This window comes from Variovorax sp. M-6 (genome assembly GCF_052114385.1).
Lineage (GTDB): Bacteria > Pseudomonadota > Gammaproteobacteria > Burkholderiales > Burkholderiaceae_C > Variovorax.
The window spans coordinates 177623-201925 of record NZ_JBFREQ010000009.1; the positions used below are offsets into that span (position 1 = coordinate 177623).

Below are 24303 nucleotides of genomic sequence, written 5' to 3' on the forward strand. Positions count from 1 at the left end.
GCCCGACCTAGCATGCACGCGCCGGTGTCCATGCCGGGTTCAAAAAAACCAAGAAGGAGTCAACGATGCCCCGTTTCCCTGTCGCGGCCGTCAGCGCTGCCGCATCCCTTGTCGCCAGCCTGGCTTGGGCCCAACCTTCCACCATTCCCAACGGACCGAACGGCGAGAACGAGAGTCTTGCCTCGTTGCGCACCTACGACCAGTTGGTCAAGGCGCTGGAAAGCTCGGTCCACACCTCCAAAGGCGCCGCCACCCTGCACTACGCGCCCTGGACCAGCAACACCGGCCGCAAGGTTCCCTACGTGGTGGTCGGCAACGGCCCGACGGCGGCGATGATCATCGCCCAGCAGCATGGCGACGAGATGGAAACCAGCGACTCGGCCGCCAACCTGGTGCGCACGCTGGCCAACAACTCGAAGGAATCGCAGGTCATCCGCAACTCGCTCACCGTGATCGTGGTGCCGCGCGTCAACGTCGACGGCTTCGACGGCGAGAAGCCCAATGGCACGCCGCTGACCGACGCCTCCGGCAACACCGTGCCCTGGCGCCAGAACCACGACCCGCGCTTCACCGTCAACCCGCTGCCCGCCTACTACCAGCGCGGCCGCGGCTATGACATCAACCGCTACCACGCCTTCCGGCCCGAGTGCCCGCTGGACAATCCCAACTACCCGAACATTTCGACGGCCGCCGGTGTTTCCACCTGCGAGACACAGGACATCGACAGCACCGCGCCCACCTACGACCTCTCGAAGGGCAACCCGGTGCCGGAAGCCAAGAACATCCGCTGGATCAACGACCGATACAAGCCGGTGGTGGCGCTGGACATGCACCATCAGGGCACCCGCGTGCATGACGGCAAGATGGTGACCGCCTCCACCCTCTACCCCACCGCGCTGCAGACCGCGCAGTGGCTGCAGGCGGTGGACCCGAATGCGCTGGCACGCTTCACCGCCGGCCAGACGATGGCCAAGCGCGTGGTGGTGCTGATCGCGCAGAAGCTGGCGCAGTACCCCTACGCCAATCTGAGCCGCTACCCCGGCGGGACCGAGCCCGGCATCTCGCGCAACGCCTATGGCCTGCTGGGCTCCGGCTCGGTGCTTCTCGAACTGCGAGGCGGCATCGGCACCAAGTCGGGCGGCTACATCCAGAAGATCGGCTACCACGCCGCGTCGGCCATCCTCGAAGAACTGGCCAAGGACCCGACCCTGGGCAGCTTCGACCCCAACCAGGCCGACGTGCTGGTAGTGCCCGCCAACGGCGTGCCGCCGAGCACCGGCAACGGCGGCGAAGCCCAAGAGGACGATCCCGACCACCTGGGCAACTGACGGCGGCACTTGCGGCGCGCTGCCAGGCCCTTGGCGCGCGCTATCCGTTTCCGTTCGGTCACCAGCTCTATTGCCCGTGCGCGGCATGAAGCTCCCTCCAGTCGGGCCGAGGCCCCTTGGGGAAATCGCCCTCGTCCGTCGCGATCCAGACGATCTCGGCGGTCTCGAGCACCTGACACGGACGGACGTCAGCTTCGGCCCGAGCTTCACGAGCTCATGGTGGAGCTGGCCGGCAGGCACCGCGTGCTCGAAGTGCAGGCCCTTGCCGCGCGGCAACCTCGACGGCGGTCGGTACCGTTGCCTGGACAGATCGCCTTTGCCGTTCGCCTTCCTCGCATGCGCCTGGCCCCACAAGACCCACAAGAAGGAGTGCGACATGAGGAGACCAACGCCTGGCTGCCTTGCAGCCGCGGCAGCCCACGCGAGCCGCGACGCAGCCACCTCGGCAACAGGCCGTTCGCGCAGAACGATGTCGATCCTTCGATGGGCTTCGGCGGCACTCCTCGCCTTGACGGCGCTGGGCCCTGCGTGTGCCCATGAGGCATCTCTTTCCGCAGCTTCGGATCAGCAGGCGATCAAGGCAGCCAGGGAGAGCGATGGGGCGGCCATCTACAGCCCGTTCTCGGCGGGAGCGGAGCGCAGGATCTCATCGCCGAAGCACGCGCCGATCGAAGGACAAAGTCCCGACATGACGATGACGCTGCTGGCGGGGCTGGCAGGCGGCGCAGCCCTCGTCTGGCTCCTGCGCCAATAGCGGTGCGCCTGCTCGGCGAGCCGCCCGGGCACTGCCCTCGATGTCAGTGAAAATGAAACCAAGGACTTGAATCCGAGCATGGGCCGCATGGTGCGCTTGATCGCGCGGCGGCCCTTGAACAGTTCCGTCCATGCGATCAAGCCGATGTTCCTCCTGGCCTTGCCCGCCGGCGTGCTGACCGACACGATGGATCGGCGGCGCCTCATCCTGATCTCGCTTGGCGTCCACGATGGCATCGGCATATGCCTGTGTGCGCGTCGGCTGAACCAGGGCCGGTTCCTCTGGGCCAACGCGAGCCTGAGCTTACGACCCCAGGATGCGACTACGACTTGGTCTCTGCCATGAGAACAAGGAAGCAGCCGAGTTGCAAGTCAAGGCCCTGCTCTCCTTCATCAAGGAGCTGACCCAAGAGGTGAGTGTTCCCCAAAGACCTTCAGAGGCCTTGGGGCATGCATCGATGGGGATACATTTGCAAACACAAGTGCACCACATCGAGGATCACCGTGACTTTCCTGGACAACTTGCGCAGCAACGGGCTGTACCTTCTCAACCTGCTCGTGATGGGTTTGGGAATCGCATGCCTGTTCGCTGCCGACCTCTGCATCGCTGCGAGCGATAAGCTCGACGAATGGGAATAGTCCCCTCCCCGATCAAGCAACAAGGCCACCTTCGGGTGGCCTTGTTCAATTCCGAACCCAAGTCGCGAGCAAGCCTTCGAGTCATTTCGTGAGGCATGTCCGTGTCGGTGTTGCCTTGCACAATGAGCACTTCTTTCAATTTGTGGATGCCATAATCATGAAACGGGATCCGAATCGCGACGTTTCAGAGTGAAGCCCCGGCTGCGACGTGGCCGCGTAGTGCCGCGCAGTGGTCGTGGATGTGAAGGGCGTCTGGTAGTTTTGCCCGTGATCGCGCCACGGCCAACATGCCCGAGGGCACTGCCCGATCTGAACAACGAGCACACATGCCGACCCCAAGCAAGCCATGAGATCTTCCACGGAAATTGCAGATGAAATCCTGCGGCGCATCCAGTCGGGTCGCTATCTGGCGGGAGATCCCCTGAGCCAGTACGAGCTGGCTGACGAGTTCAAGACCAGTCGCACGCCGATCCGCGAAGCCTTGCGCTTCCTGGAGGCCCGCCGTGCGATCGAGCTGACGAGCACCGGTCGCGCCATCGTGACCGTGCCGTCCGCGAAAGCGGTGCGCGAGGCGTTCCAGATTCGTGCCGAACTGGAAGGCTTGGCGGCCAAGCTGGCAGTCGACTGGGTGGAAGATGCGGACCTTGCCTTGCTGGCGCAACACCAGACCGACTACGCGCGCACGCTGAGGTCACGGGTGCGAGGCGCGGAAGGCGTGGAATGGCTGCAACACAACCGGGATTTCCATGACCTGATCACGGTGGCGAGCCACAACGACCGGCTGCGCGAACTGATCACCGAACTGCAGGGCGGCACCACTTCAAGTGCATTGAGCTTCGCCTCGAAGATGCCACCCCGTTTAATGGAGGAAAACATCCAGCAGCACGAGGACATCATCCAGGCGCTGGCTGCGCGCAACGGAGCTGCCGCACGTGAAGCGATGGTCGAGCATGTCTCGCGAACGATGCACCTGGTGCTCGACTGGATGTCGGCGCGCTGAGCGTCGGGCGCAGACTCCATGGATTTCAGACAGCTGCGGCAGTTCGTCGTGCTGGCCACCGAGCTGAACTACCGGAAGGCGGCCGAGCGGCTGAACATGACGCAGCCGCCCTTGAGCATTGCCATCAAGCGGCTGGAGGCCGACCTTGGCGTCCAGCTGTTCGAGCGCGATCGCCTCGGCGTGCGGCTGACCATGGCCGGCGGCGTCTTCCTCGGCGAAGCCCGCCACCTGCTGGACGGCGCACAAGCGGCCCTGCAGGTCACCCGGGACGCCGCGCAGGGCCGCATCGGCTCCTTGCGCGTGTGCTCGGTACCGAGCGCGGCATTGGCTCTCCTGCCGCAGTTGCTGTTTCGGTTCGCCGCGCAGTTCCCGTCCGTTCGCCTGCGCTTGAGTAGTGGCAGTTCCGTGAGCATCCTCGGCGAGCTTCAGCGCGGCGAACTCGATGCGGCGTTCCTCGTGCCTCCAGCCTCGCGGGTGCCGGGCATCGAATGGATGCCGATGCCCAGGCAATCCCTGTTGCTGGCCGTGCCGACAAGCCATCCCGTCGCGACCCGACGCACGGTGACGCTGGCCGAACTGGGCGACGAAACGCTGGTGGCACTGGCGCACTCGGACAGCCCCGGCTTTGCGGGCGAGATCATGGCGCTGTGCCAGCGTGAGGGCTTCTACCCGAAGGCGCTGCAGGAGTCCTCGCATGCACTGATCACGCTGCCACTGATTGCGGCGGGACTGGGCGTGGCCATCGTGCCGGAGGCGTTGTGCCGGATCGCGATGGACCATGTCGCCTACGTGAGACTGACGGACTCCTCCGGGCAGCCGTTGACCTACGCCATGGCTCTGGCTATCCAGACCCAGGGCGTGAACCCTGCCGTGAGATGGTTCGTCGACACGGCGCGGGAAGTGCTGGCCGAAACGCCGGGCGAAGAGCACGGGCCCAACAGCAGCGCGGTGGCGCGGCCGGACTAGCGCGCGCCCGGCTTCAGCAACGCCGCCCACTTGATCTGGTCGTCGCGCACACGCTGCTTGAAAGCGGCCTGGGAACTGTCGACCGGTTCGCTGCCACGGGCGTAGACCTTGTCCTTGGCCAGAGGACTGGCGGCCACTGCTGCGATCGCCGCGTTCAAGCGCTCAATGATCGCGTCCGGCGTACCGGCAGGTGCGGCAATGCCGGAGAGCGAGCCGCCCTCCACATCCTTGCCCAGCGCTTCTTTCACGGTGGGAATCTGCGGCTGGTTGGCGAGTCGCCGAGTCGAGGTGACGGCGAACGGCCGGATCTGCCCCGACTCGATGAAGCTGGTCGAGGTTGCGGCGGAGATCGCCGTGGCGTCCGCCGTGCGGCTGATCACCGCAGTCAGCGATTCGGTACCGCTCTTGTACGGCACGTGCAACATCCGGACGCCGGTCGCCTGCTGCAGCAATTGCAGGACCTGGTAGTTGTCCGAGCCTTCGCCGGCAGTGGAAAAGCTCAGCTTGTCTTCGCCGGCCGCGGCTGCCTTGACCAGCGCGGGCAGTGAGGTGTAGGGACTGTCCGCCCTCACGGCCAGGATGGTGGGCGTGTTGGCCAGCATGGCCACGTAGGTGAAGTCCTTTTTGGGGTCGTAGGACAGCTGCGGATAGATCAGCGGGTTGACGGCATACATGCCGTTGGTGATGACCAGCAGCGTGTAGCCGTCGGGTCGCGCCTTGGCGACCACACCGGCCGCGATGCCGCCGCCGGCGCCTGTGCGGTTCTCCACTACCACCGGCTGGCCGAGCTTGCGGGTGAGCCCTTCGGCGAACACGCGCGCCGTGGCATCGGTGACGCCGCCCGCGCCGAACGGAACCACGAGGCGAATGGGCTGCGAGGGGTAGTTGTCTGCCCGGGCGACTGTCGCCGCAAGAATGGTCAGAAGGCCGACTGTCGCGCAGCGCCGAATGATGATGCTGTTCATCGAATGATCTCCATGGTGGTGAGGATGCCCCGCAGTGCCTCGCTCAGTGCCGGGGTCAGAGGGGAAAGGGGTGCACGCAGGTGACCGCTCGGCACACCGCGCAACGTCATGCCCGCCGCCACGGTGCGGGGCAGGCCGTGGTCCATCAGGAAGTTCAGCAGGTCGCGTTGACGGTCGAACCATTCGGCCGCGCCCGCGTCGTCGCCGGCCGCCGCGCAACGGTACAGGTTGAGCATGAAGGAAGCGCAGACATTCGGCGCGGCAGTGCACCAGCCGGCCGCACCGTCGCGGAATCCCTGTTGCGCCATGCGGTTCAAGCCGACGTAGATCCCGACGTGGTCGGGACAGGCGTCGCGCAGTCGGGCGATCTTGGTTTCGTCGGGGCTGGCTTCCTTGATCAGCGTGATGTTGGGCAGTGTCGTCAGCCGGCGCAGGAACGCCACCGACATGTCCACGCCGGTGGTGAACGGGTTGTTGTAGGCCATCACCGGAATGGACACGGCCTCGGCCACCTGCCGGTAGTAGGCGAAGAGTTCGTCCTCCGTCAACCGCCAATAGGTGCTGGGCAGCACCTGGACCGCCGTGGCCCCCGCCTGCTCCGCGCAGCGGGCGCGACGCACCGTCTGCGCGGTGCTGAGACCGGAAACCCCCGCCAGCACCGGAGCGCGTCCGGCGGTGGCCGCAACCGTCGTCCGGATGACGGCATCGCATTCGTCGTCCGTCAGATAGGGTAGGCAGCCCACGCTGCCCAGCGGCGCCACGCCGTGAACACCGGCAGCGACAAGCCGTTCGGCGTGCTGCGTCAGCAGGGAGTGGTCGACCTGGCCGTGCGCATCGCAGGGTGTGAGCAGGTAGCCGATGATGCCGTTCATGTGCATGGAGAAAGAGCCTTTGTCAGTGTGAAAGGCAGTCTAGGAATCGCGATGCAGGCGGTCCAATTCAATGTTTGTGTGCGCCTGATATCTTTCGCCCGCATCCGCGGGCTGCGCCATGGCGGGCGGTGGATCGCACAAGCGAGAAGCTGGCCGGTGGCCCCTGGGGAAGCCCCGGCGGGCGTGCTTCGGAAGGAAGTGTCGCTAGTTCGATGTCGAGGCGGTCCACGTGCCCGAAGAAAGAGATTGGGTTGCGGGCGAGGCAGCTGTTGCTCGCCCGTCGTCCTTGTGCGGACGCATGAACGCACCGCACAAGGCAGCTATGACGCCCAGCGTTCCCAGATAAGCCACGATCAAGTGCGGTTGACCCTGGCCCCTCGCAAGGAGATAGGTCGCGACGAGCGGGGCAGTCCCGCCGCCGATGGCTCCTCCGATCTGCACCGCGAGCGATATGCCCGTATAGCGAACAGATGCCGGGAACATGCTGGAAAAAAGGCTGGACTCCTGAGCATACATCGCGGCATAAACCAGCCCGAATCCGACAATCATGGCGAGATTGACGTGGTACGGTGTTTTTTCGTTCAGCAGAGAAAAGAATTCTCCACTGAACAGCGAAATTCCAATGGCTCCGACGATGAAGATGGCCCGCTTGCTGATGAAATCCCCGAGCAGCCCGAACAGTGGAATTGTCACAAGCGAGGCGGCCGCTCCCCACATGACACCGTTCAGAATCACTTCTCTTGAAAGATTCAAGGTGCCGACGGCATACGTCAGAGAGAACGTTGCGATGGTATAGAACCAGGTCTTCTCCGCGATGCAGGCGACAAGTGCCGCCAGTACAGGCCTCTTGTGATTCGCCAAGACGGACTTCAACGGAACCGAGGCTTTCGATTCGGGCTGTTTTTTTGCCGCGGTGAATTCCGGGGATTCACCGACTTTCGCCCGGATGTACCAACCGACCAGCAGCAGAAAAATGCTCGCCAGGAATGGAATTCGCCAGCCCCAGGCAAGCATGTCCGCCTCCGGCAGGTGCGTGACGGCGCCCATGGCCAGCGACGAGAGGATCAGGCCTGGTGCCACCCCCACCTGAGGCAGGCTTCCAAAGAAGCCTTTTTTGTTTTTCGGCGCATGTTCCACTGCCATCAGCACGGCGCCGCCCCATTCGCCGCCCACGGCCAATCCTTGCAAAAATCGGAAGAACACCAGTGCGACGGCCCCCCAATAACCGATGACTTCGTAGCTGGGTGTCAGCCCGATCAAGACTGTGGGAATGCCCATGAGCATCAGACTGATCATGAGCATCGACTTCCGGCCGACCCGATCGCCAAAGTGGCCGAAGACCACGCCGCCGAGTGGCCTCGCGATGAAGCCGACGGCATAGGTGCCAAAAGCGGCCAGTGTGCCGGTGATCGGGTCGATCGCGGGAAAGAAGATCTTGTTGAAGATCAGCGCCGCGGCAATGCCGTAGATAAAAAAGTCGTACCACTCGATCGTGGTGCCGATCATGCTCGACAGGCCCGCAGTGATGTGCTGCTTCCGCGAGCGCGCAGGATCTGACTCGAAATGCGATTCTTTCATTTCGTCTCCAAGCTGTTTTTTGGCCTCGTCAAAAAGAAAAATCAGGACGTGGCAACAGAGTAAGGGAATGCGCCCACACTTTGATGTGAATGGGCACTTGAAAATCTATGTCGACTGAAAATCAGGAAGCAGTGGTTTCGTCTTCGAGTTTCTTTCTCTTGTCGACATTGAAACGTCCGTCGTAGATTGCGCCCTTACGAGTGTGCGGTCCGACGTATTGAACGTAGAGGATTTCCCCGTCTTCCAGGGTTTTCAGGGCATATTCAAAATGCGGATCGGGGTGAAAAATCATCGCCCCTTTCTCATACACATTGCCGTCGATAAGAAAGCTCCCCTTGAGGATGTACCAGACCTGTGCAAAGTAATGGTTGTGCAGCGGGTGGCTTGATCCCTTTTCGTATTTCACGATCCCGGCATTGGGAATCGTCGGGTCCTCGGCGGTGGGATGAAACATCATCTTTGCGAATTGGCCCTCGTATCGGAGGTTGGTCCAATTCAGTTCGTCTTCATGGCATGTCCGCATGCTCTGATGGTCTTCAGTCAGCGGACCGTCTCGGCCTTCCTCGTTGATGACTTTTTTCTTGGTGACGGGATCGATCTGGGTCATTGGTTCTTCCTTGTGAATCAAATTTCCACATGGGATCCCTTGATAACTCAATGGGATCCCGTTAATTTGAGGCGGAATCCTATTTGTCGAGATGACAAGTCGCCATTGGGGTTAACCCTTGGGCCGGGCAGGCGGCACGGCGCGAGATCCAACGAGCGGTGCGGGGAAGGCGTGGCGGGGAACGGGATGACCGAGGCATCGGGTGGCGGCGACGGTCAGGCGCGCGGCGAGGCACCGCCCCTCGTCCACCTTGCCGAGAAATCCTTTGAAATTGGACTGTCCTCGCGGCATGAATTGGTCGGTTTCGAACCGACCTGTGCACCTACCATTTTGCGAATCCGGGAAGGACGAAACACCCACTCTCTTCAATCTTCAGAGACTCAAGATCCAATGAACAGCAATCAAGAGCCGACACTCGCACGGGCCATCGAAGAAAACGACTACGAACAATGGCGGCAGCTCTGGCTGGACTATCAGGTCTTCTACGAAGTGAAGTTGCCTGCGGAAGTCACACGCACCACCTTCCAGCGATTCCTGGACCCCGACGAGCCTGTGTTTTCTGCCGTCGCCACGCAGGACGATCGGTTGATCGGCTTCGTGAATTCGGTCGTGCATCGCTCGACATGGTCGACGGCTGATTTCTGCTACCTCGAAGACCTGTATGTTTCGCCCGACATTCGAGGCGGAGGGACCGGAAAACTGCTGATCGAATCGGTGCAGGCTCTCGCTCAACAGCGTCAATGCGCGCGGCTTTATTGGCACACGCATGAAACCAACAAGCGCGCGCAGAAGCTGTACGACTGGGTTGCACAGAACTCGGGGTTCATCGAATACCGGATGACTTTGTAGAAAACTGGCTGGCGCTGTCGCGCAAAATGGACTGCTCGAAATTCATGGCTTCGGGCCATTGACAGACCACATGGCAAGCAACCTCGCGCTGGACACACTCAAGATCCATATCGCCGACCCCAAGCTGGCATCGCTGGAGTTGCGTGTCCGCGTGCAGCGCGCACTGCGCCAGCTGATCCTGGATGGTGTTCTTGCGCCGGGCTATCGCCTGCCCGCCACGCGCACGCTCTCGCAGTCGTTGGGCCTGTCGCGCGACACCGTGGAAATGGCCTACGCCCAGCTGCAACTCGACGGCTACATCCACCGGCGCAAAGGCTCGGGCAGCTTTGTCTCCGACAAGATAGGACCGAGCCTGCTGGGAACGCGCAGAAGAAAAAGCAACCTGTCGGCGGCGCCCATAGCACCGTTGCGTCCGCGGGCCCGCGCTCCGGTGGCGCTCAGTTCGAGAGGCGCCGACCTCCTTGCCGGTGGCGGCGTTTCCGACCAACAGGTCGTCAAAGCCTTCGCCACAGGGCTTCCTGAAACGCGCACCTTCCCCATGGCCATCTGGGAGCGACTGCAGCGCCAGGCCTCGAAGGACCATCGGTCCAGCGTGCTGCTGCACGGCGACCCGCAAGGCGCCGAGCCCTTGAGGCAGGCCATTGCGGACTACCTGAATCTGGAGCGCGGGGCCAAGGTGACGGCAGACCAGGTGCTGGTGCTGACCAGCACCCGGCAGGCACTCTTCATGTGCGCCCAGCTTCTGGTCGATGCCGGCCAGCCGATCCTGATGGAAGACCCGGGCTACTTCGGTGCGCGCAAGGCCTTCGAGATGGCCCAGCTCCAGATCGTGCCGGTTGCCGTGGACGAAAAAGGCGTGCGCATCGACCGGCTGCGCGCGGACAAGAGCGGCGCCAAAACCATCTACGTCACGCCCTCGCACCAATACCCCACGGGTGCCACGCTGGCCCTGGAACGGCGGCTCGAACTGACGGCCTGGGCGGCAGAGCGCCAGGGCTGGATCATCGAGGACGACTACGACAGCCAGTTCCACTACGAAGGCTTGCCCACGGCCTGCGTGCAGGGGCTGGACACCTTCCAGCGGACCATCTACCTGGGGACGTTCAGCAAGTCGCTGTATCCCGGATTGCGGATGGGCTACATGGTGCTGCCGCACGAGCTGGTCAAGCCCATGAGCCATGCGCGCAGCATCCTCGACGGCCACACCCCGCAGATCGCCCAGCTGACGCTGGCTCGCTTCATGGATGCGGGCCACTTCGGCGCCCACATCCGGTCGATGCGCAGGATCTATGCGACGCGTCGCGAGACGATGGCGCACGCCGTGCAGCGGCATCTTTCGGGCACCGTGACGGCCCACCTGCCTCCGGGTGGACTGCAGATGCCCTGCCTGCTGGCCGAAGGCCGGTCGGAGTTGGACACGATCAGGCAGGCCGCACGGGTCGGCATCGAGTTGCCCGGACTCAGCCGCCTGTATGCCAGGCCGCCAAGCAGGGGCGGATGGTTGCTGGGGTTCGCGGCGCTCACGCCGCAAGAGATCGAGACCGCCATCCAGCGCCTGGCCAAGGCGGTCGCATGAACGTTCGATTTCGGGGATATGGTCTGGTCGAACCAAGAGAATTGGACTGAACGGGCAGTCCGACTGAAACTTAAGCTCACCCTCTTCCATGCCATCCCATCGAGAAGAGAAGGAACGCCCCGCGTGAGCCGAGCCACCCCACGACTGCAACCCGCCGACTTCATCGCGCCCAGCGTTGCGGCACTGATTTCCGTCATCGTCAACTACGGTGGCACCTTCGTCCTGGTTTTCCAGGCGGCACAGCTTGCTCGGCTCAGTCCGGCGCAAACGGCTTCCTGGGTCTGGTCCGTGAGCATCGGCGTCGGCCTGACCGGCACCTGGCTGAGCTACCGCTACCGCGAGCCGATCATCACGGCGTGGTCCACCCCCGGGGTTGCGTTCCTTGCAACGGTGATGCCGTTCACGCCGTATGGCGAGGTGATCGGCGCCTATGTCGTTTCCGCCATCGGCTTCATCGTGCTGGGCCTGTCCGGCGCCTTCGAGCGCCTGGTACGGCTGATCCCCGGTGGAATCGCGGCCGGCCTGCTCGCGGGCATCCTGCTGCAATTCGGCATCAATGCGTTCGGTGGCACCAGCGCCGACCCGGTGCTGGTGGTCGTGCTGGTGCTGACATACGCCGTGCTGCGCCGCTTCACCTCGCGGTTTGCCGTGATCGGCATCCTCGTCGTCGGCATGGCCCTGCTCATTGCGCAGGACAGGATCGACATGAAGGGCATTCACCTGAGCCTGGCCGCGCCTGTCTTCGAGATGCCCCGCTTCTCGGTGGGTTCACTGCTGGGGGTGGCACTGCCGCTTTTCGTCATCACGCTGACCGGGCAGTACATGCCGGGCATGCTGGTGCTGCGCAACGACGGGTTCCAGACCAGCGCCAACCCGATCGTCACGCTCACCGGCCTGGGCTCGCTCATCATGGCGCCCTTCGGCGCACACGCCTTCAACGTCGCGGCCATCACTGCCGCGATCTGCACCGGCAAGGGCGCGCATGAAGACCCGTCGAAGCGCTACATCGCGGGCCTGGTGTGCGGCTTTCTGTACGTCACGGTCGGCGTCTTCGGCGTCACCCTGGCCAGCTTGTTCATGGTGCTGCCGCGCACCTTTGTCGCCACGCTGGCGGGGCTGGCGCTGCTCGGCGCCATCGGAGGCAGCCTGGCCAACGCCATGGCCGATGCCCGGACGCGCGAGACGGCCTCAATCACTTTCCTGGCAACCTCGGCCAATGTGACCCTGCTGGGAGTGGGTGGCGCGTTCTGGGGCCTCGTGGCGGGATTGGTCGTCCATCTGCTGATCCACGGGGGATGCAAGACCGTGAACGGAACGGCCACGGCCCGATGAACTGCTTCGAGCACACCACGCTAGCGCCCCAGTTTCCCAGCAGGCAACGCGCACACCAGCGAAATCAAGACCAGATAGCCGAAGGCAAGGATGAACCCTGTCTGCTCCGAATGGGGTGCTCCACCTGTGCCGAACTGAAGCACGGCCAGTACGCTGGCCGCCCCTACGGACGCTCCCAGGTTGGTCAGTATTCGCGTCAAGGCGCTTGCATCCGGAATGCGCGGGCCATCGACATCGCGATAGGCCGTGGACAAGGCAAGAATCGTCAGCAAGCCAAGGCCCGCACCTCGCACGAACGTGGAGACCGCGAGCACGAGCCAGTGCTCGGGGCCGAATGGCCCCATGAACGGAATCGTTCCAAGGATCGTCAACAGGATCGAGGCGAGTGCCAACCCGGCCGTCCCCAACCGCCGGGAAAGTGGCTCCAGGTAGTGGCGAGAGACCAGCGCGCCGACGCCCTGCATGGCCAGCAGCGCGCTGGTTTCGATGGTGCCAAGACGGCATCTCTGAAGAAAGTAGAGAGGCAGAAGCAGCAAGCCACCGTAGAAAGCCACGCTCGACAGCAGCAGCAACAGCGCTGATGACCTGAAGGACCGCACCCTGAAGAGACCAACATCGATCAACGGACGAGCGGTCCACTTCTTGGCAAAGAGAACGAACGCCGTACCCAATCCGATCCCCACGGCGCTCAGGGCAACGCCTCTCGTCGAGTTCCCGCCGATGCTGTCCCCCAGCGTGGACAGGCCATAGACGGTCAGCACGACGCCGGGGCACAAAAGCAGGAACCCAATGCCATCGAAAGAAAGCGCAGCAGTTCCCTCATCCGATTTGAGATGACGCAGAGCAAGATGGATTCCGAGCAGGCACAGTGGGATGTTGATTCCGAAGATATAGCGCCAGCCACCATAGTGAAGCGCCAATCCGCCCACCAATGGACCAAGAATAGGTGCGATGACCGACGGCACCGCCATGGCGGCCAATGCCGCTCTGGCGTTGCGTTGCCCGACCGATCTGATGAGCAGGGTTTGCATGATCGGCATCAACAGCCCGGCCCCGATGCCCTGCATGACGCGGAAGGCGATGAGCGATTCGGCGCTCCATGCGGCGGCTGCCAAGGAAGAGCCGGCCAGGAAGGCCAGAAGGCCCGCGATCCACATTTTCTTGGGGCCGATGCGATGGACACTCCATGCCGACAGTGGAATCACTGCCGCGGCTGCGAGCGTGTACGCGATGGATACCCACTGAATCAATGACAAGGGTGCGGCAAGATCGATGCTCATTTCTCGAACCGCGATGTTCACCGCAGTGGCGTCGAGCAAGGGCAGGAATACGCCCACGATGAGGACAAGGATCAGCCGGCGATGTTCTCTGGTCAGCGATGAACCAACCTGGCGCTCACTTTCAACTGAGCTGGTGTCGTGCCGAAAGCTCATTTCGTTCCTCTCCCCGTCTTTTGACTCTCGTGCCAAGCACTCTAGCCACTGCCGCAATGATTGAATTACGATAAGAAATCAATTTCTATTGAATTTATGGCACGCACGCGATCATCCGGCCGGAGCGTTCCTCCGCTCGATCCGCACCCCTTCACACCGACGAAGCAGCAGCCCGTGCGCGTCAAGTCGCGGCTCTTGCGCGCTCACACGAAAGTGCTTTCGCACCAGCATCACTGGGCACAGATGGTTTTCTCAAGTGCTGGCGTCGCCCGCGTCATGACCTCCGAGGCCGCGTACGTGCTGCCGCCCCGGCGTGCGGTCTGGATTCCCGCCCACGTCGAGCACGCGGCGTCGGTCCTGGAGGACGCTGATCTGCACTCCGTCTATGTCTACCAGCCGCGAGGTATCACGGGTCCGTCCATCTCTCGATCGACCGTGGATCGGGCATGGAGCAGATGCCGGGTCATCGAAGTGCGACCGCTGCTCCTGGAACTGGTGCTTCAGTTGGGAGCCGAAGATTCCGACACCACTGACGTGCACCGCTATCGAAGCATGTGCGTGCTCGCGCTCGGCGAGATGCGCCGTTCGAAGACCTCGCCGCTCGGGATCCTGCTGCCGGTCGACAGACGGCTGCGCGCATTTTGCGAATCGTTCCTGGAGGCCCCGGCTCGAGACCAGTCACTTGATTCCCTGGCAAGGGAGGCAGGTGCAAGTGTCAGCACCATTGCGCGGCTGTTCCGCAAGGAAATAGGGACAAGCTTTGCGAGTTGGCGGCAGCAGGTTCTGTTGGCTCGCGCACTGACGCTCGCCGCACAACGAAAACCAATGTCTCACATCGCAACGGAACTCGGCTACTCGAGCGCGAGCGCCTTCGCTGCGATGATGATTCGCTTGGTGGGAGTGCCCCCGAGCAAGTTCCTGTCGGCCCGCGACGGTGAGTCGCCCTAGTCCTGCTCTGAACTTGCTTGGCGAGGCGACCTGGATCGCGGCCGTCAGGGCGCGTGGCGTGATCTGCCACGAGAGTCCCCGCTTGTCCTTGCACGAGCCGCATTCGCTTTCCTGGCCGTCATTTTCGACAATCGCGTTCCACAAGCGGTCCGTTTCGGCCTGGCTGTCGGTCGCAACCTGTAACGAGAAAGCCTCGTTGTGCTTGAACGCCGGCCCCCCGTTCAGGCCGAGACAAGGGATGCCCATCACCGTGAACTCGACCGTCAAGACATCGCCCCGCTTGCCCGCGGGATAGTCGGCAGGTGCACGGAGGACAGCGCCCACCGCGCTGTCCGGGGGTGGCGACGACCTGTCTCGAAGCTGGTTCGGACATGGCCGGTCGCTGGCGCGCGGAGACGGATTTGCCGCGACGAATATTTGCGGCGCGGCCGTCACGGTTCGCCTTGACCGAGATAGCGGTTTCTCAAGCGTTCACATCGACGATCACGCGCCCGCGCACGCGCCCTTCGAGGATGTCTTGTCCGGCCTGGAGCGCAGCGGCCAACGGGATTTCGCGTGTGATGGACTCAAGTTTGCGCAGGTCGAGATGCTGGGCCAGGCATTCCCACGCCCGCAGCCGCGTAGCCTGGGGTGCCATCACGCTGTCGATGCCATAGAGCGTGATGCCGCGAAGAATGAAGGGGGCCACCGACGCGGGAAACTCCATGCCCTGCGCCAGGCCGCAGGCGGCCACGGCCCCACCGTAACGCGTGCCGGCGCACGCGTTGGCCAAGGTGTGACTTCCCACGGAATCCACCACGCCGGCCCACCGCTCCTTGCCAAGCGGCTTGCCGGGGACGGACAGTTCATCGCGATGAATCAGTTCCGCGGCACCGAGCCCGGTCAGAAACGCCGCCTCGGCCATGCGCCCCGTCGACGCCACGACGCGGTATCCGAGCCCCGCGAGCAGCGTGATGGCGACGCTTCCGACGCCGCCGTTGGCCCCCGTGACGAGCACGTCGCCAGAGTCCGGCTTGACACCGTGGCGCTGGAGCGCAAGAACGCACAGCATCGCCGTGTATCCCGCAGTTCCGATGGCCATGGCTTGCCGCGTAGTGAGCTTCTCAGGCAAGGGAACGAGCCAATCGGCCCTGACTCGCGCCCTCTGCGCCAAGCCGCCCGAGTGGGTCTCTCCCACCCCCCAGCCGTTGAGCACGACGCGATCGCCGGGCTTGTATCTCGGATCGTCGCTGGCTTCGACCACGCCCGCGAAATCGATTCCGGCGTGAAGAGGGAACTTGCGCACTACAGGAGAGCGGCCGGTGATGGCCAGCCCATCCTTGAAATTGATGGTGGAGTATTCGACGCGGACGGTCACCTCGCCCGCCGGCAGCGTGCTGTCGTCTACGTCTTTCACCGCGGCACTGTAGCCGTTGGCGTCTTTGTCAATCACGATGGCTTTGAACATATGAAGTCAGGCTTTCTCTCAAGAAAATAGTCAGGCTATCGACAGAGGGTAAGGATGGGGCATCGGTCAAGCGACGAGTCGACGCCACCATGACGATGACTTGTCGGGTTCGACCCCTTGCGGGGCAGGCGTTTCCTCCAACTCCGCGCTTGACGCCCCATCAGCCCCTGGATTTCGGGCCGCCAATTCGGCGGTGAACTTCGCGAAGAATTCTTCGGCCAGCTTCTTGGCGGCCGAGTCGACCAGCCGCGAGCCGATCTGCGCGAGCTTGCCGCCGACGCTGGCCTTCGCGGAATAGTCGAGCCGGGTGAGCAACCCTTCAGGCGAGAGCGTCACCTTGGCTTCGCCCTTTCCAAAACCGGCCACGCCACCCTGCCCGTCGAAACGGATGGTGTAGGCATTGGGTGCGTCGACATCGGACAGCGTCAGCTTCGCCTTGAAGCGAGCCTTCACAGGACCCAAGGCCGCATTCACCACGGCCGAGAACTCCGTGTCGCTCGTGCGGACAAGTTCGTCGCATCCGGGGATCGACGTCTTCAGCATGTCGGCGTCATTCAACGCGTCCCATGCGACCTGCTGCGCAACAGGCAGGATCTGGGAACCGGTCATGTCCATGATTTTTAACTCCGGATTTTCATGTCGTATCGGTGAAGTGGGCCGATCCGCAGACGGCCCGCGGGAAGCCTCAGGCGCCTTGACCGTCCATTGCATCGAGGACGCTCTCGGGCGTCATGGGCAGGCGCCGGAGGCGTGCGCCACAGGCATTTGCAATCGCATTCGCGATGGCGGGAGCGACACCGACGATGGGTGGCTCGCCGACGCCCCTGACGCCGAACGGATGACTCGGTTCGGGGTTCTCGACGATGATGGCTTCGATATCGGGAAGCTCGTGCGCACCGGGAACCTTGTAGTCCATGAGGGTCGGATTGGCGGGGCGCCCATCGTCGAAGACGAGGTCCTCGTACAGCGCGTATCCGATGCCTTGGGCCACGCCGCCCGTGATCTGCCCCCGAACACCGCCTGTATTGATCGCCCGCCCGACATCGTGCGCCGCCCAGAAATTCAGAACGCGTGTCTCGCCCGTCACCTCGTCCACCTCCACCTCGGCTGCCTGAGCGCCGAACACGAAGACTCCGACGTTGCCCAGGCTGTTGCCCGAAACCGTTGTCCGCTTCGGATCGAAGCTGGTACCTTCGAACATGACCGTCGACGTACCGTGAATCGGGCCACCGACCTGCCAATGCGCATGTTGGCTGACGGCCTGGAATGACACCTCCGCCCCCGGGACGCCGAGCACGCCGATGCGGCCTTCCGGCCGAAGCTCCAGGTCGCAGGCGCTGCATTCGAGCATCGCGCCGGCATGCTCGAACATCTTGTCGCGCGCGTCGTAGGCGGCCTGGGCCACCGCGCGACCGACCATGTAGGTCACGCGGGAACCGCCGGTCGCCCAGTTGTAGGGCGATCCATCGGTGTCCGGCGGCGCGAAGTTCACGCGCTCCAACGGCACTTGCAGCGCTTCCGCGCACATCTGTGCCAACGCGGTATCGGATCCCTGGCCAAGATCGACGGCGCCAACGCTCAGTGTGATCGTTCCGTCTTCGAGGACGCGCACGATGGCACTGGTTGAAAGGATGGCGCAGGTGTGCATCACACTCGCGATGCCGATGCCCCGTCGACGGCCCGGCCTTGTCGGGACAAGGGTCTGACGCTGGTCCCATGCGCTGGCGGCACGCACCCGTTCGAGGCATTCGATCAGGCCGCAGGCTTCGGCCGTCTGGCCGCCGAAGCCTGCATCGCCCGTCACCATGGCATTGCGCAAACGAAGATCGAGCGCATCCATGCCGAGCTTGCTCGCCAGCTCGTCGATCTGCGACTCGCCCGCGAACGTGATCTGGGGATTGCCGTAGCCGCGAAAGCCCGCGGCGCGCAGCCTGTTCGTGTAGGCCACCTGGCCTTCCACCTGCACATTCGCGATCCGGTAGGGCCCTCGCGCCATCATCATGGCGAAGCCGAGCACGGCCGAGCTGTCTTCGGCATACGCGCCGCCGTCGAGGACCAGCCGGGCTTGCCGCGCGACCAATGTGCCGTCGCGCAAGGCGCCGGTACGCATCCAGATCTTGGCAGGATGGCGCGTGCGCATCATCATGAAGTCATCGGTGCGCGACAGCACGAGCTTGACGGGCTTGCGCGTGCGCAAGGCCATCATCGCCGCCACGGGCTGCACGGTCGTATCGGTCTTGCCGCCGAAAGCCCCTCCGACACGGGTCAGGATCACGCGGACCTTGGACATCGATACGCCAAGGATCTCGGCTGTTGTCGCCTGCACGCGGTGGACTGCCTGGCACGGCGACCAGATCACGATCCTGCCGGCATCGTCAATCTCCGCCACCGCGCCGCACGGCTCCATATAGCAATGCACCTGCGCAGGAGTTTCGTATGTGGCCTCGACGACCACCTCGGCGCGCGCGAAGCCAAGCTCGATGTCGCCTTCGGCCAGCGTCGTCTGGGCACACACGTTCACCGGCAAGGGTCCCTTGAATCTCCGCCAATAGCTGGGGAACTCCTCATGAATGGCGGGCGCACCTTCAGACAACGACTCTTCCGGAGTCAGCAGCGCGGGGAGTTCCTCGTACTCCACCTCGATCAGCTCGATCGCCCTGCGCGCCGTGGCCAGGTCGACGGCCGCGACAGCTGCGACCGGCTCGCCCACGTAGCGCACGTGGTGCCTCGCGAGCACATCCTCGTCCTTGACGAACGCCCCGTACAGCCTGGGAAAGTCGGCGCCGGTCAGCACACAGCGGACGCCCGGCAAGCCCAGTGCGACGGTGGTGTCGATCTTGACGATGCGCGCATGCGGGTAGGGCGACAGCAGGTAGGCGCCATGCAACATCCCCGGACGCGAGATATCGTCGACGTAGATCGATCCCCCGGTGACCTTCTCGCCGCCTTCGATGCGTGGGATGGGCTTGCCAATGGTTGCGTACTCGCTCATCGAGATGCCTCCGAGGCAGCGGAGATGGCGTCGACGATGGCGACGTAGCCCGAGCAACGGCAGATGTTGCCAGCCAGCGCGCCGCGGATTTCCTCGCGTGTCGGCTTCGGGTTTTCCTGGAGCAGCGCCTTCGCCGTGATCACGATGCCGGGCGTGCAGAACCCGCACTGAACCGCGCCACATTCGAGCATCGACTTCTGGATCAGGTCGAGCTCACCGTTGACCGAAACGCCCTCGATGGTCGTGATCGACTGCCCTTCGCACATGGCGGCCAGTGTCAGGCAACTCCGCGCCGGCTTGCCATCGATCAACACCGTACAGGCGCCGCAGACGCCGTATCCGCAGCCGCATTTCGCGCCAGTGAGGTGGAGCTGCTCACGCAGTACATGCAACAGCGTTGTGGCAGCAGAGGCGCGTGCCGGTCTGGGCTCGCCGTTCACGCTGAGAAGAACTTCCTTCGTCATGCCAATAGCTCCTGAATGGATTGCGCCACGAGGCGCGGCAACACGCGCTTTCGATACGCCGCGCTCCCGCGCACGTCGCTGATCGGGTCGATCGCGTCGGCGAGAAGCTGACCGACCTCGATGGCAAGCCCTTCGTTGAAGGGGCGACCGATCAGCAAGGCCTCCGCTTGCGCGAGACGCACGGGGCGTGGTCCACATGCGCCGATGGCGATCGCCACCGATGTGCAGGCCCCTCCGGCGGAGGCCGCCGTGGCAGCGACCGACACCGTGGCGAAGTCACCCTCGACCCGCGCCAGCTTGCGATAGCGGCCATGACCTTCTATCGCTGGAATCACGATGGCGATCAGCAGTTCCGCGGGCTTCAGCGCCGTCGTGAGCAGATTCACGAAGAAATCGCAGGCCTTGATCTCGCGCGCGCCATCGGGCCCATGGACCAGCATCCTCGCGTCGGCCGCAACGAGCGCCGGCGGCCAATCGGCGACCGAATCGCCATGTGCGCACGCACCGCCGATCGTCCCGAAGTTCCGAATCGCCGGATCGGCAATCTGCGATGCCGCGCTTGTGAGGAGCGCTTGCCCGCCAGCAAAGCTGCGGCACGCAGCCAGTTCGGCATGCGTCGTCATGGCGCCGATGCGCACGCTCCCATCGTCCGATCGGCTGATACCTCGCAACTCGGGGAGATTTCCCAGCGCGACGATGGCGCTCGGCTGCGCGTAGCCCAGTGACAGCATGGAAACCAGCGTCTGCCCGCCACCCAGCGGCCGCGCGTCCTCGTGCTCTTGCAGCAGCGCGATGGCGTCCGCCAGATGGGTGGGCCGATACAAGGGGATATCGACCCCTGCGCTCGCTTCAAGACTCATGTGCGCACACTCCTAAAAGGAAAGACCATCCGAGAAGAGCCAGAGCACACGTGTTTCCCCCTCGTGCGTGTTCTCCCACGAATGAGGAACATCGCTCTTGAACTGGAGAAACTCGCGCGGGAGCAGGTCGATGGTTTCGTTGTCGATCCGATAGCGGATCGCTCCGTCGATCACATAGCAGAGCTCTTCGCCCCGGTGCGTCATCGGATCGTTGCCGGAAAGCGCACCTTGCGACAGCACACCGAGTCGCGCTTCAAGAATCCCCGGCACGAACTGCCCGCTCAAGTCTTGCAGGGCGAGACCCATCTCCGGATAGTCGATCATGTCGCGCTCGGCGGCTCTGACCAGCGCGCGCGGCTTCGGCTTGTCGCGGTAGCGGCCGACGAGAAACGCCAGGTTCTCCTGGAGGGCCGAGGCGAGGTTGATCGCATGCACGAGGCTCGGACGCAGCTGTCCGTTCTCGATCTTGCTGATGCTGCTGCCGGGCACGCCCGAAAGGGTCGCCAGGCGGTCGATCGTCAAGCCCTTGGCCGTGCGCAATTCCTTGATGCGCTCGCCGACCTTGACGATATCGATACTCGGGGCCTTGTCCTTCGGAAGCGACTTGCGGGCGGGCTTCACTTTGGCGTTCAATCGAACTCTCCCTTCCCCGCAAGCTGGGGGTACTTGCGCGTGTCGGTAATGCACAGCACCTGCGCGCCCTTCTTGGCCGAATTGATCCACGTCATGTGCTCGGGCAGGCTGAGGTGCATCACATCGCCGGTGTCCATGGCCACGGTCTCGCCGTCGGCGAAGACCAGTTTCACCTTGCCTTCCATGACATAGGCAAACATCGGGCTGCTGTCGGGGCGGGCAGAAAATGTTCTGCTTTCTTCCGGGCCGAGCACGACCACGCGCGCACGCAGACGCGCTTCCGCCAGCTCGCCGGTCAGATCGATGCCGTTGGCAGGCTTGCGAGGAATCGCCACATGCACGGACTTCGTGATCCGTGCCTCGCGCAGCGAGGTCTGAACAAGCCGATCCATCGGCTCCTCGAGTGCCTCGCACAGTGAGAACACCGTCAGCAAGCTGGTGTTGGCCATGCCGGATTCGATCTTCTGGATGGCCGCGACGCTGACACCGCTCTTGGCCGCCAGATCTTTCAAAGACCAGTTCCGTGTTTCACGAAGTTGCCTGATGCGATGGCCGACCGCACGCAGGTGGTCGCGTCCGAAACCACTCTCTCCCGCGGTCAGAAACGGGTCGCCCTGCTCCTCCGGATCAACGGAGGATTGCGTCGTTTCTCCTCTGTACTTCGCCTCGTTCCTGCTTGCCACTTTGCTCCTTTTGCAGTCTCGTTGAAATCTCGGTCCCCACAGTAGTCGTCGAAGTTTCTTATGTCAATGGGAATAGCGTGAGCTTCTATTTGAAACTTTTCTCTTGCGATTTAGTTGAGACCTGAAGTAAGCTGATTTCACGTTGGATCCGCTCGAGATCGAACATCAACTCGCGTAAGAAGAGGCATGCACCATGGAGAAGAAAGTCAATCGACGCAGATCCCTTGAACTGCTTGGCGGCGTTGCAGGAGCGGCCGCCATCGCGTCTTTCAGCCGAAGCGCCCGCGCGCAGCCGATGCCGGCCATCACCCTGGGCGGCACCATCCCGTTCAGCGGCCGCTGGGCGGAGATCGGGCAGAACGTCCATAGCGCCTACCAGACGGTCGCCAAGTACGTCAACGAAGTGGCCGGCGGCTTGCAGGTTGGCAACCGCCGCTATCGCATCGAGGTCAAGATGGTCGACGACGCCTCCGATCCGCAGCGGGCCACCAGCCTGCTGCAGCGACAGGTCGACGACGGGATCCAGTACTTCCTCGGCTCCTATTCCAGCCCCATCGTGCTGCCGATGACGGCCATCACCGAGCGCGCGCGGCGGCCCATGGTGCAGGCAGGCGGGGGCGCCGACGCGATCTTCGATCAGGGCTACAAGTTCGTCTTCGGGATCTTCCCGCGCGCCTCGCGCTCGGCCTTCCCGGCGGTCGATGCCTTCGAGCTTCTGACGCCGAAGCCTCGAACCTTCATCGTGGCCTACACCAACAATCCGTTCTCCAAGCCGCAGGGCCTCGGCGTCATCCAGCGACTCAAGGCAAAGGGCTTTCAGGTCCTCGACACCTTGGAACTTCCCGCCCAACTGCAGGATGTCTCCGCGCTTGTCGAGGCGGTTCGAAGCAAGTCGCCGGATATTGTGGTTTGCCTGACCGGCGACCAGGAATCGCTGCTCATCGCACGCCAACTGGCGCAGGCGCGGGCGGACGTGAAGCTGCTCTTCACCTCCTTGGGCCCGCAGTCCGCCAGCTTTCGCGAAGCGCTCGGCAAGTACGGCGAAGGCATCACATGCATTTCCACCTGGTCGCCCACGTTCAAGTTCAAGGATCCGATCTTCGGGTCAACCGAGAAATACGTCGAGTTCTACCGGGCGAACAACAAGCTTCCCATGACCTATCACCAAGGTACCGGCGCCGCATGCATGGTGGCCTATGCAGCGGCATTGCAAAAGGCCGGGCGTGTCGACGACCCGATCGCCGTGCGCGACGCCCTGGCCACGCTCGATCTCGAATCGCTCTATGGGCACATCAAGTTCACGCCGGAAGGCGACGGCGATCCTGTCCTGATGGGGGCCGTCGTGACACAGGTGCAAGGCAGCGAAGTCAAGGTGATTCACCCGGCCAGCCTCAAGGAGGCGCCGGCGATCTGGCCGATGCAGCCGTGGTCGAAGCGATGAGCGGACCGGCTCTCGCCATGTCTTCAAATCCTGGAAAGATTCGATGAGCACGTTCGTCAACACGCTGACCAGTGGAATCCTCTACGGCGGCATCCTCTCGATCTCGGCACTCGGCTTCTCGCTGATCTTCGGCGTCATGAATGTCATCAATCTGGCGCATGGGGTGTTCGTGATCGGCGGGAGCTATGCGGCCTTGTTCGCATGGACGCAGCTGGGGATCGATCCCCTTGTGTCGCTGCCCTTTGTGATGCTCGCGGCCTTCATGCTGGGGTCGACCTATCAGCGCTTCGTCATCCAGCGTGCTGTCGAACGCGGATCGCCGGTGGCGGCATTGCTGGTGACCTTCGGGTTCTCATTGATCGCGATCAACGTCCTGACCACGCTGTTCTCTTCGACGGTGCGGAACATCAGCCCCTCGTACTCGTTCCTGAACGTGTCCCTCGGCCCGCTGTCTCTGGATGCCGTTCGCCTCATCGCGTTCTTGACGGCCATTTCGCTGATTGCGCTCTTTACCTGGTTCCTGAGTCGCGCCCGGATGGGACAGATCATCCGCGCCACCGCGCAATCGGAACTGGCAGCCCGGCTGTGCGGCGTGGATGTACGCAAGATATACGCCATCACCTTCGGCGTGGGCAGCGCGGTCGCCGCCGCATCCGGCGTGCTGATCGGGGTGATGCTGCCGTTCACGCCGGCCGACGAAACCATGTGGACGGTCTATGCGTTCGTGGTTGTCACGCTCGGCGGCGTCGGCAGTCCGGCGGGCGCCCTGCTGGGTGGGCTGCTGCTCGGCATTGCCGCGACGTTCACGCAGACGTATGTAGGCGCTGTCTACACCAACATCGTCATGTTCCTCCTTCTGTTGCTGATGCTGCTGGTTCGTCCGAACGGCATTCTTGGCAGCGCATTCAAGGTGAGCCGATGAAATCACTTTCCAGAG

General features: G+C 63.4%; 23 protein-coding genes and 1 pseudogene. 10 read left to right on the forward strand and 14 right to left on the reverse strand.

From position 1 onward, the window contains the following. The first annotated feature begins 65 nt into the window (after nt 1–65). Nucleotides 66–1328, forward strand: a complete 1263-nt coding sequence (locus tag AB4Z46_RS13055; RefSeq protein WP_442283918.1) for a M14 family zinc carboxypeptidase — start codon at nt 66–68, stop codon at nt 1326–1328. Between the two features lie 609 nt (nt 1329–1937). Here AB4Z46_RS13055 and AB4Z46_RS13060 read toward each other — a convergent pair. Continuing rightward, entirely contained in the window at nt 1938–2267 is a 330-nt protein-coding gene (locus AB4Z46_RS13060; protein WP_442283966.1) for a hypothetical protein, read from the reverse strand. Between the two features lie 318 nt (nt 2268–2585). On the opposite strand from AB4Z46_RS13060, the gene AB4Z46_RS13065 reads away from it, so the two are divergent. The 3 genes from AB4Z46_RS13065 to AB4Z46_RS13075 all read left to right on the forward strand — a co-directional run bounded on the left by AB4Z46_RS13065 (nt 2586) and on the right by AB4Z46_RS13075 (nt 4686). After that, nucleotides 2586–2720 carry a hypothetical protein gene (locus AB4Z46_RS13065; protein WP_442283919.1) on the forward strand — a complete coding sequence of 45 codons (135 nt, stop codon included), beginning with the start codon at nt 2586–2588 and terminating at the stop codon, nt 2718–2720. Between the two features lie 346 nt (nt 2721–3066). Beyond that, nucleotides 3067–3720: a GntR family transcriptional regulator gene (locus AB4Z46_RS13070; protein WP_442283920.1), complete on the forward strand. Its 654-nt coding sequence runs from the start codon at nt 3067–3069 to the stop codon at nt 3718–3720. Nucleotides 3721–3738: 18 nt separating this feature from the next. After that, on the forward strand, nt 3739–4686 hold the full coding sequence (locus AB4Z46_RS13075; protein WP_442283921.1) for a LysR family transcriptional regulator: 948 nt from the start codon (nt 3739–3741) through the stop codon (nt 4684–4686). Here the strand turns inward: AB4Z46_RS13075 and AB4Z46_RS13080 are convergent. The 4 genes from AB4Z46_RS13080 to AB4Z46_RS13095 form a co-directional block, all read right to left on the reverse strand. Beyond that, complete coding sequence (locus tag AB4Z46_RS13080) at nt 4683–5651, reverse strand: Bug family tripartite tricarboxylate transporter substrate binding protein (protein WP_442283922.1); 969 nt, start codon at nt 5649–5651, stop codon at nt 4683–4685. The genes AB4Z46_RS13075 and AB4Z46_RS13080 overlap by 4 nt on opposite strands. Then, entirely contained in the window at nt 5648–6523 is an 876-nt protein-coding gene (locus AB4Z46_RS13085) for a dihydrodipicolinate synthase family protein (protein WP_442283923.1), read from the reverse strand. Before AB4Z46_RS13085 ends, AB4Z46_RS13080 begins: the two co-directional genes overlap by 4 nt. 204 nt (nt 6524–6727) lie before the next feature. Continuing rightward, nucleotides 6728–8101, reverse strand: coding sequence for an MFS transporter (locus tag AB4Z46_RS13090; RefSeq protein ID WP_442283924.1), 1374 nt, complete (start codon nt 8099–8101; stop codon nt 6728–6730). 121 nt (nt 8102–8222) lie between these two features. After that, a complete protein-coding gene (locus AB4Z46_RS13095; RefSeq protein WP_442283925.1) occupies nt 8223–8708 on the reverse strand; it encodes a cupin domain-containing protein in 486 nt (161 codons plus the stop codon). A gap of 186 nt (nt 8709–8894) precedes the next feature. Here AB4Z46_RS13095 and AB4Z46_RS13100 point away from each other — a divergent pair, with 186 nt between their 5' ends. The 3 genes from AB4Z46_RS13100 to AB4Z46_RS13110 all read left to right on the forward strand — a co-directional run bounded on the left by AB4Z46_RS13100 (nt 8895) and on the right by AB4Z46_RS13110 (nt 12465). After that, on the forward strand, nt 8895–9557 hold the full coding sequence (locus AB4Z46_RS13100; RefSeq protein WP_442283926.1) for a GNAT family N-acetyltransferase: 663 nt from the start codon (nt 8895–8897) through the stop codon (nt 9555–9557). A 70-nt stretch (nt 9558–9627) separates the two neighbouring features. Next, complete coding sequence (gene pdxR, locus AB4Z46_RS13105; protein ID WP_442283927.1) at nt 9628–11133, forward strand: MocR-like pyridoxine biosynthesis transcription factor PdxR; 1506 nt, start codon at nt 9628–9630, stop codon at nt 11131–11133. A gap of 123 nt (nt 11134–11256) precedes the next feature. Next, nucleotides 11257–12465 carry a benzoate/H(+) symporter BenE family transporter gene (locus tag AB4Z46_RS13110; RefSeq protein WP_442283928.1) on the forward strand — a complete coding sequence of 403 codons (1209 nt, stop codon included), beginning with the start codon at nt 11257–11259 and terminating at the stop codon, nt 12463–12465. A 20-nt stretch (nt 12466–12485) separates the two neighbouring features. Here the strand turns inward: AB4Z46_RS13110 and AB4Z46_RS13115 are convergent, their stop codons facing one another. Then, the gene (locus tag AB4Z46_RS13115) at nt 12486–13898 is read right to left on the reverse strand and encodes an MFS transporter (RefSeq protein WP_442283929.1); all 1413 of its coding nucleotides are present in this window, start codon (nt 13896–13898) and stop codon (nt 12486–12488) included. A 174-nt stretch (nt 13899–14072) separates the two neighbouring features. Here AB4Z46_RS13115 and AB4Z46_RS13120 point away from each other — a divergent pair, with 174 nt between their 5' ends. Then, nucleotides 14073–14846, forward strand: a complete 774-nt coding sequence (locus AB4Z46_RS13120; protein ID WP_442283930.1) for an AraC family transcriptional regulator — start codon at nt 14073–14075, stop codon at nt 14844–14846. 26 nt (nt 14847–14872) lie between these two features. Here AB4Z46_RS13120 and AB4Z46_RS13125 read toward each other — a convergent pair. The 8 genes and pseudogenes from AB4Z46_RS13125 to AB4Z46_RS13160 all read right to left on the reverse strand — a co-directional run. Further along, nucleotides 14873–15182: pseudogene (locus tag AB4Z46_RS13125) on the reverse strand (VOC family protein); the annotation flags it as partial. A 127-nt stretch (nt 15183–15309) separates the two neighbouring features. Continuing rightward, entirely contained in the window at nt 15310–16293 is a 984-nt protein-coding gene (gene acuI / locus AB4Z46_RS13130; protein WP_442283931.1) for an acrylyl-CoA reductase (NADPH), read from the reverse strand. 66 nt (nt 16294–16359) lie between these two features. Beyond that, a complete protein-coding gene (locus AB4Z46_RS13135) occupies nt 16360–16908 on the reverse strand; it encodes an SRPBCC family protein (RefSeq protein ID WP_442283932.1) in 549 nt (182 codons plus the stop codon). A gap of 70 nt (nt 16909–16978) precedes the next feature. Beyond that, the gene (locus AB4Z46_RS13140; RefSeq protein WP_442283933.1) at nt 16979–19285 is read right to left on the reverse strand and encodes a xanthine dehydrogenase family protein molybdopterin-binding subunit; all 2307 of its coding nucleotides are present in this window, start codon (nt 19283–19285) and stop codon (nt 16979–16981) included. Further along, entirely contained in the window at nt 19282–19749 is a 468-nt protein-coding gene (locus tag AB4Z46_RS13145) for a (2Fe-2S)-binding protein (protein ID WP_442283934.1), read from the reverse strand. Before AB4Z46_RS13145 ends, AB4Z46_RS13140 begins: the two co-directional genes overlap by 4 nt. After that, nucleotides 19746–20609 carry an FAD binding domain-containing protein gene (locus AB4Z46_RS13150; protein ID WP_442283935.1) on the reverse strand — a complete coding sequence of 288 codons (864 nt, stop codon included), beginning with the start codon at nt 20607–20609 and terminating at the stop codon, nt 19746–19748. The genes AB4Z46_RS13145 and AB4Z46_RS13150 overlap by 4 nt, the downstream gene beginning before the upstream one ends. 12 nt (nt 20610–20621) lie before the next feature. Next, nucleotides 20622–21242 carry a helix-turn-helix domain-containing protein gene (locus AB4Z46_RS13155; RefSeq protein ID WP_442283936.1) on the reverse strand — a complete coding sequence of 207 codons (621 nt, stop codon included), beginning with the start codon at nt 21240–21242 and terminating at the stop codon, nt 20622–20624. Then, nucleotides 21239–21925 carry a helix-turn-helix domain-containing protein gene (locus AB4Z46_RS13160; RefSeq protein WP_442283937.1) on the reverse strand — a complete coding sequence of 229 codons (687 nt, stop codon included), beginning with the start codon at nt 21923–21925 and terminating at the stop codon, nt 21239–21241. Before AB4Z46_RS13160 ends, AB4Z46_RS13155 begins: the two co-directional genes overlap by 4 nt. 193 nt (nt 21926–22118) lie before the next feature. Here AB4Z46_RS13160 and AB4Z46_RS13165 point away from each other — a divergent pair, with 193 nt between their 5' ends. Together AB4Z46_RS13165 and AB4Z46_RS13170 are read left to right on the forward strand one after the other, a co-directional pair. After that, nucleotides 22119–23366: an amino acid ABC transporter substrate-binding protein gene (locus AB4Z46_RS13165; RefSeq protein ID WP_442283938.1), complete on the forward strand. Its 1248-nt coding sequence runs from the start codon at nt 22119–22121 to the stop codon at nt 23364–23366. Between the two features lie 43 nt (nt 23367–23409). Then, nucleotides 23410–24288, forward strand: a complete 879-nt coding sequence (locus AB4Z46_RS13170; RefSeq protein ID WP_442283939.1) for a branched-chain amino acid ABC transporter permease — start codon at nt 23410–23412, stop codon at nt 24286–24288. Nucleotides 24289–24303 lie beyond the last annotated feature (15 nt).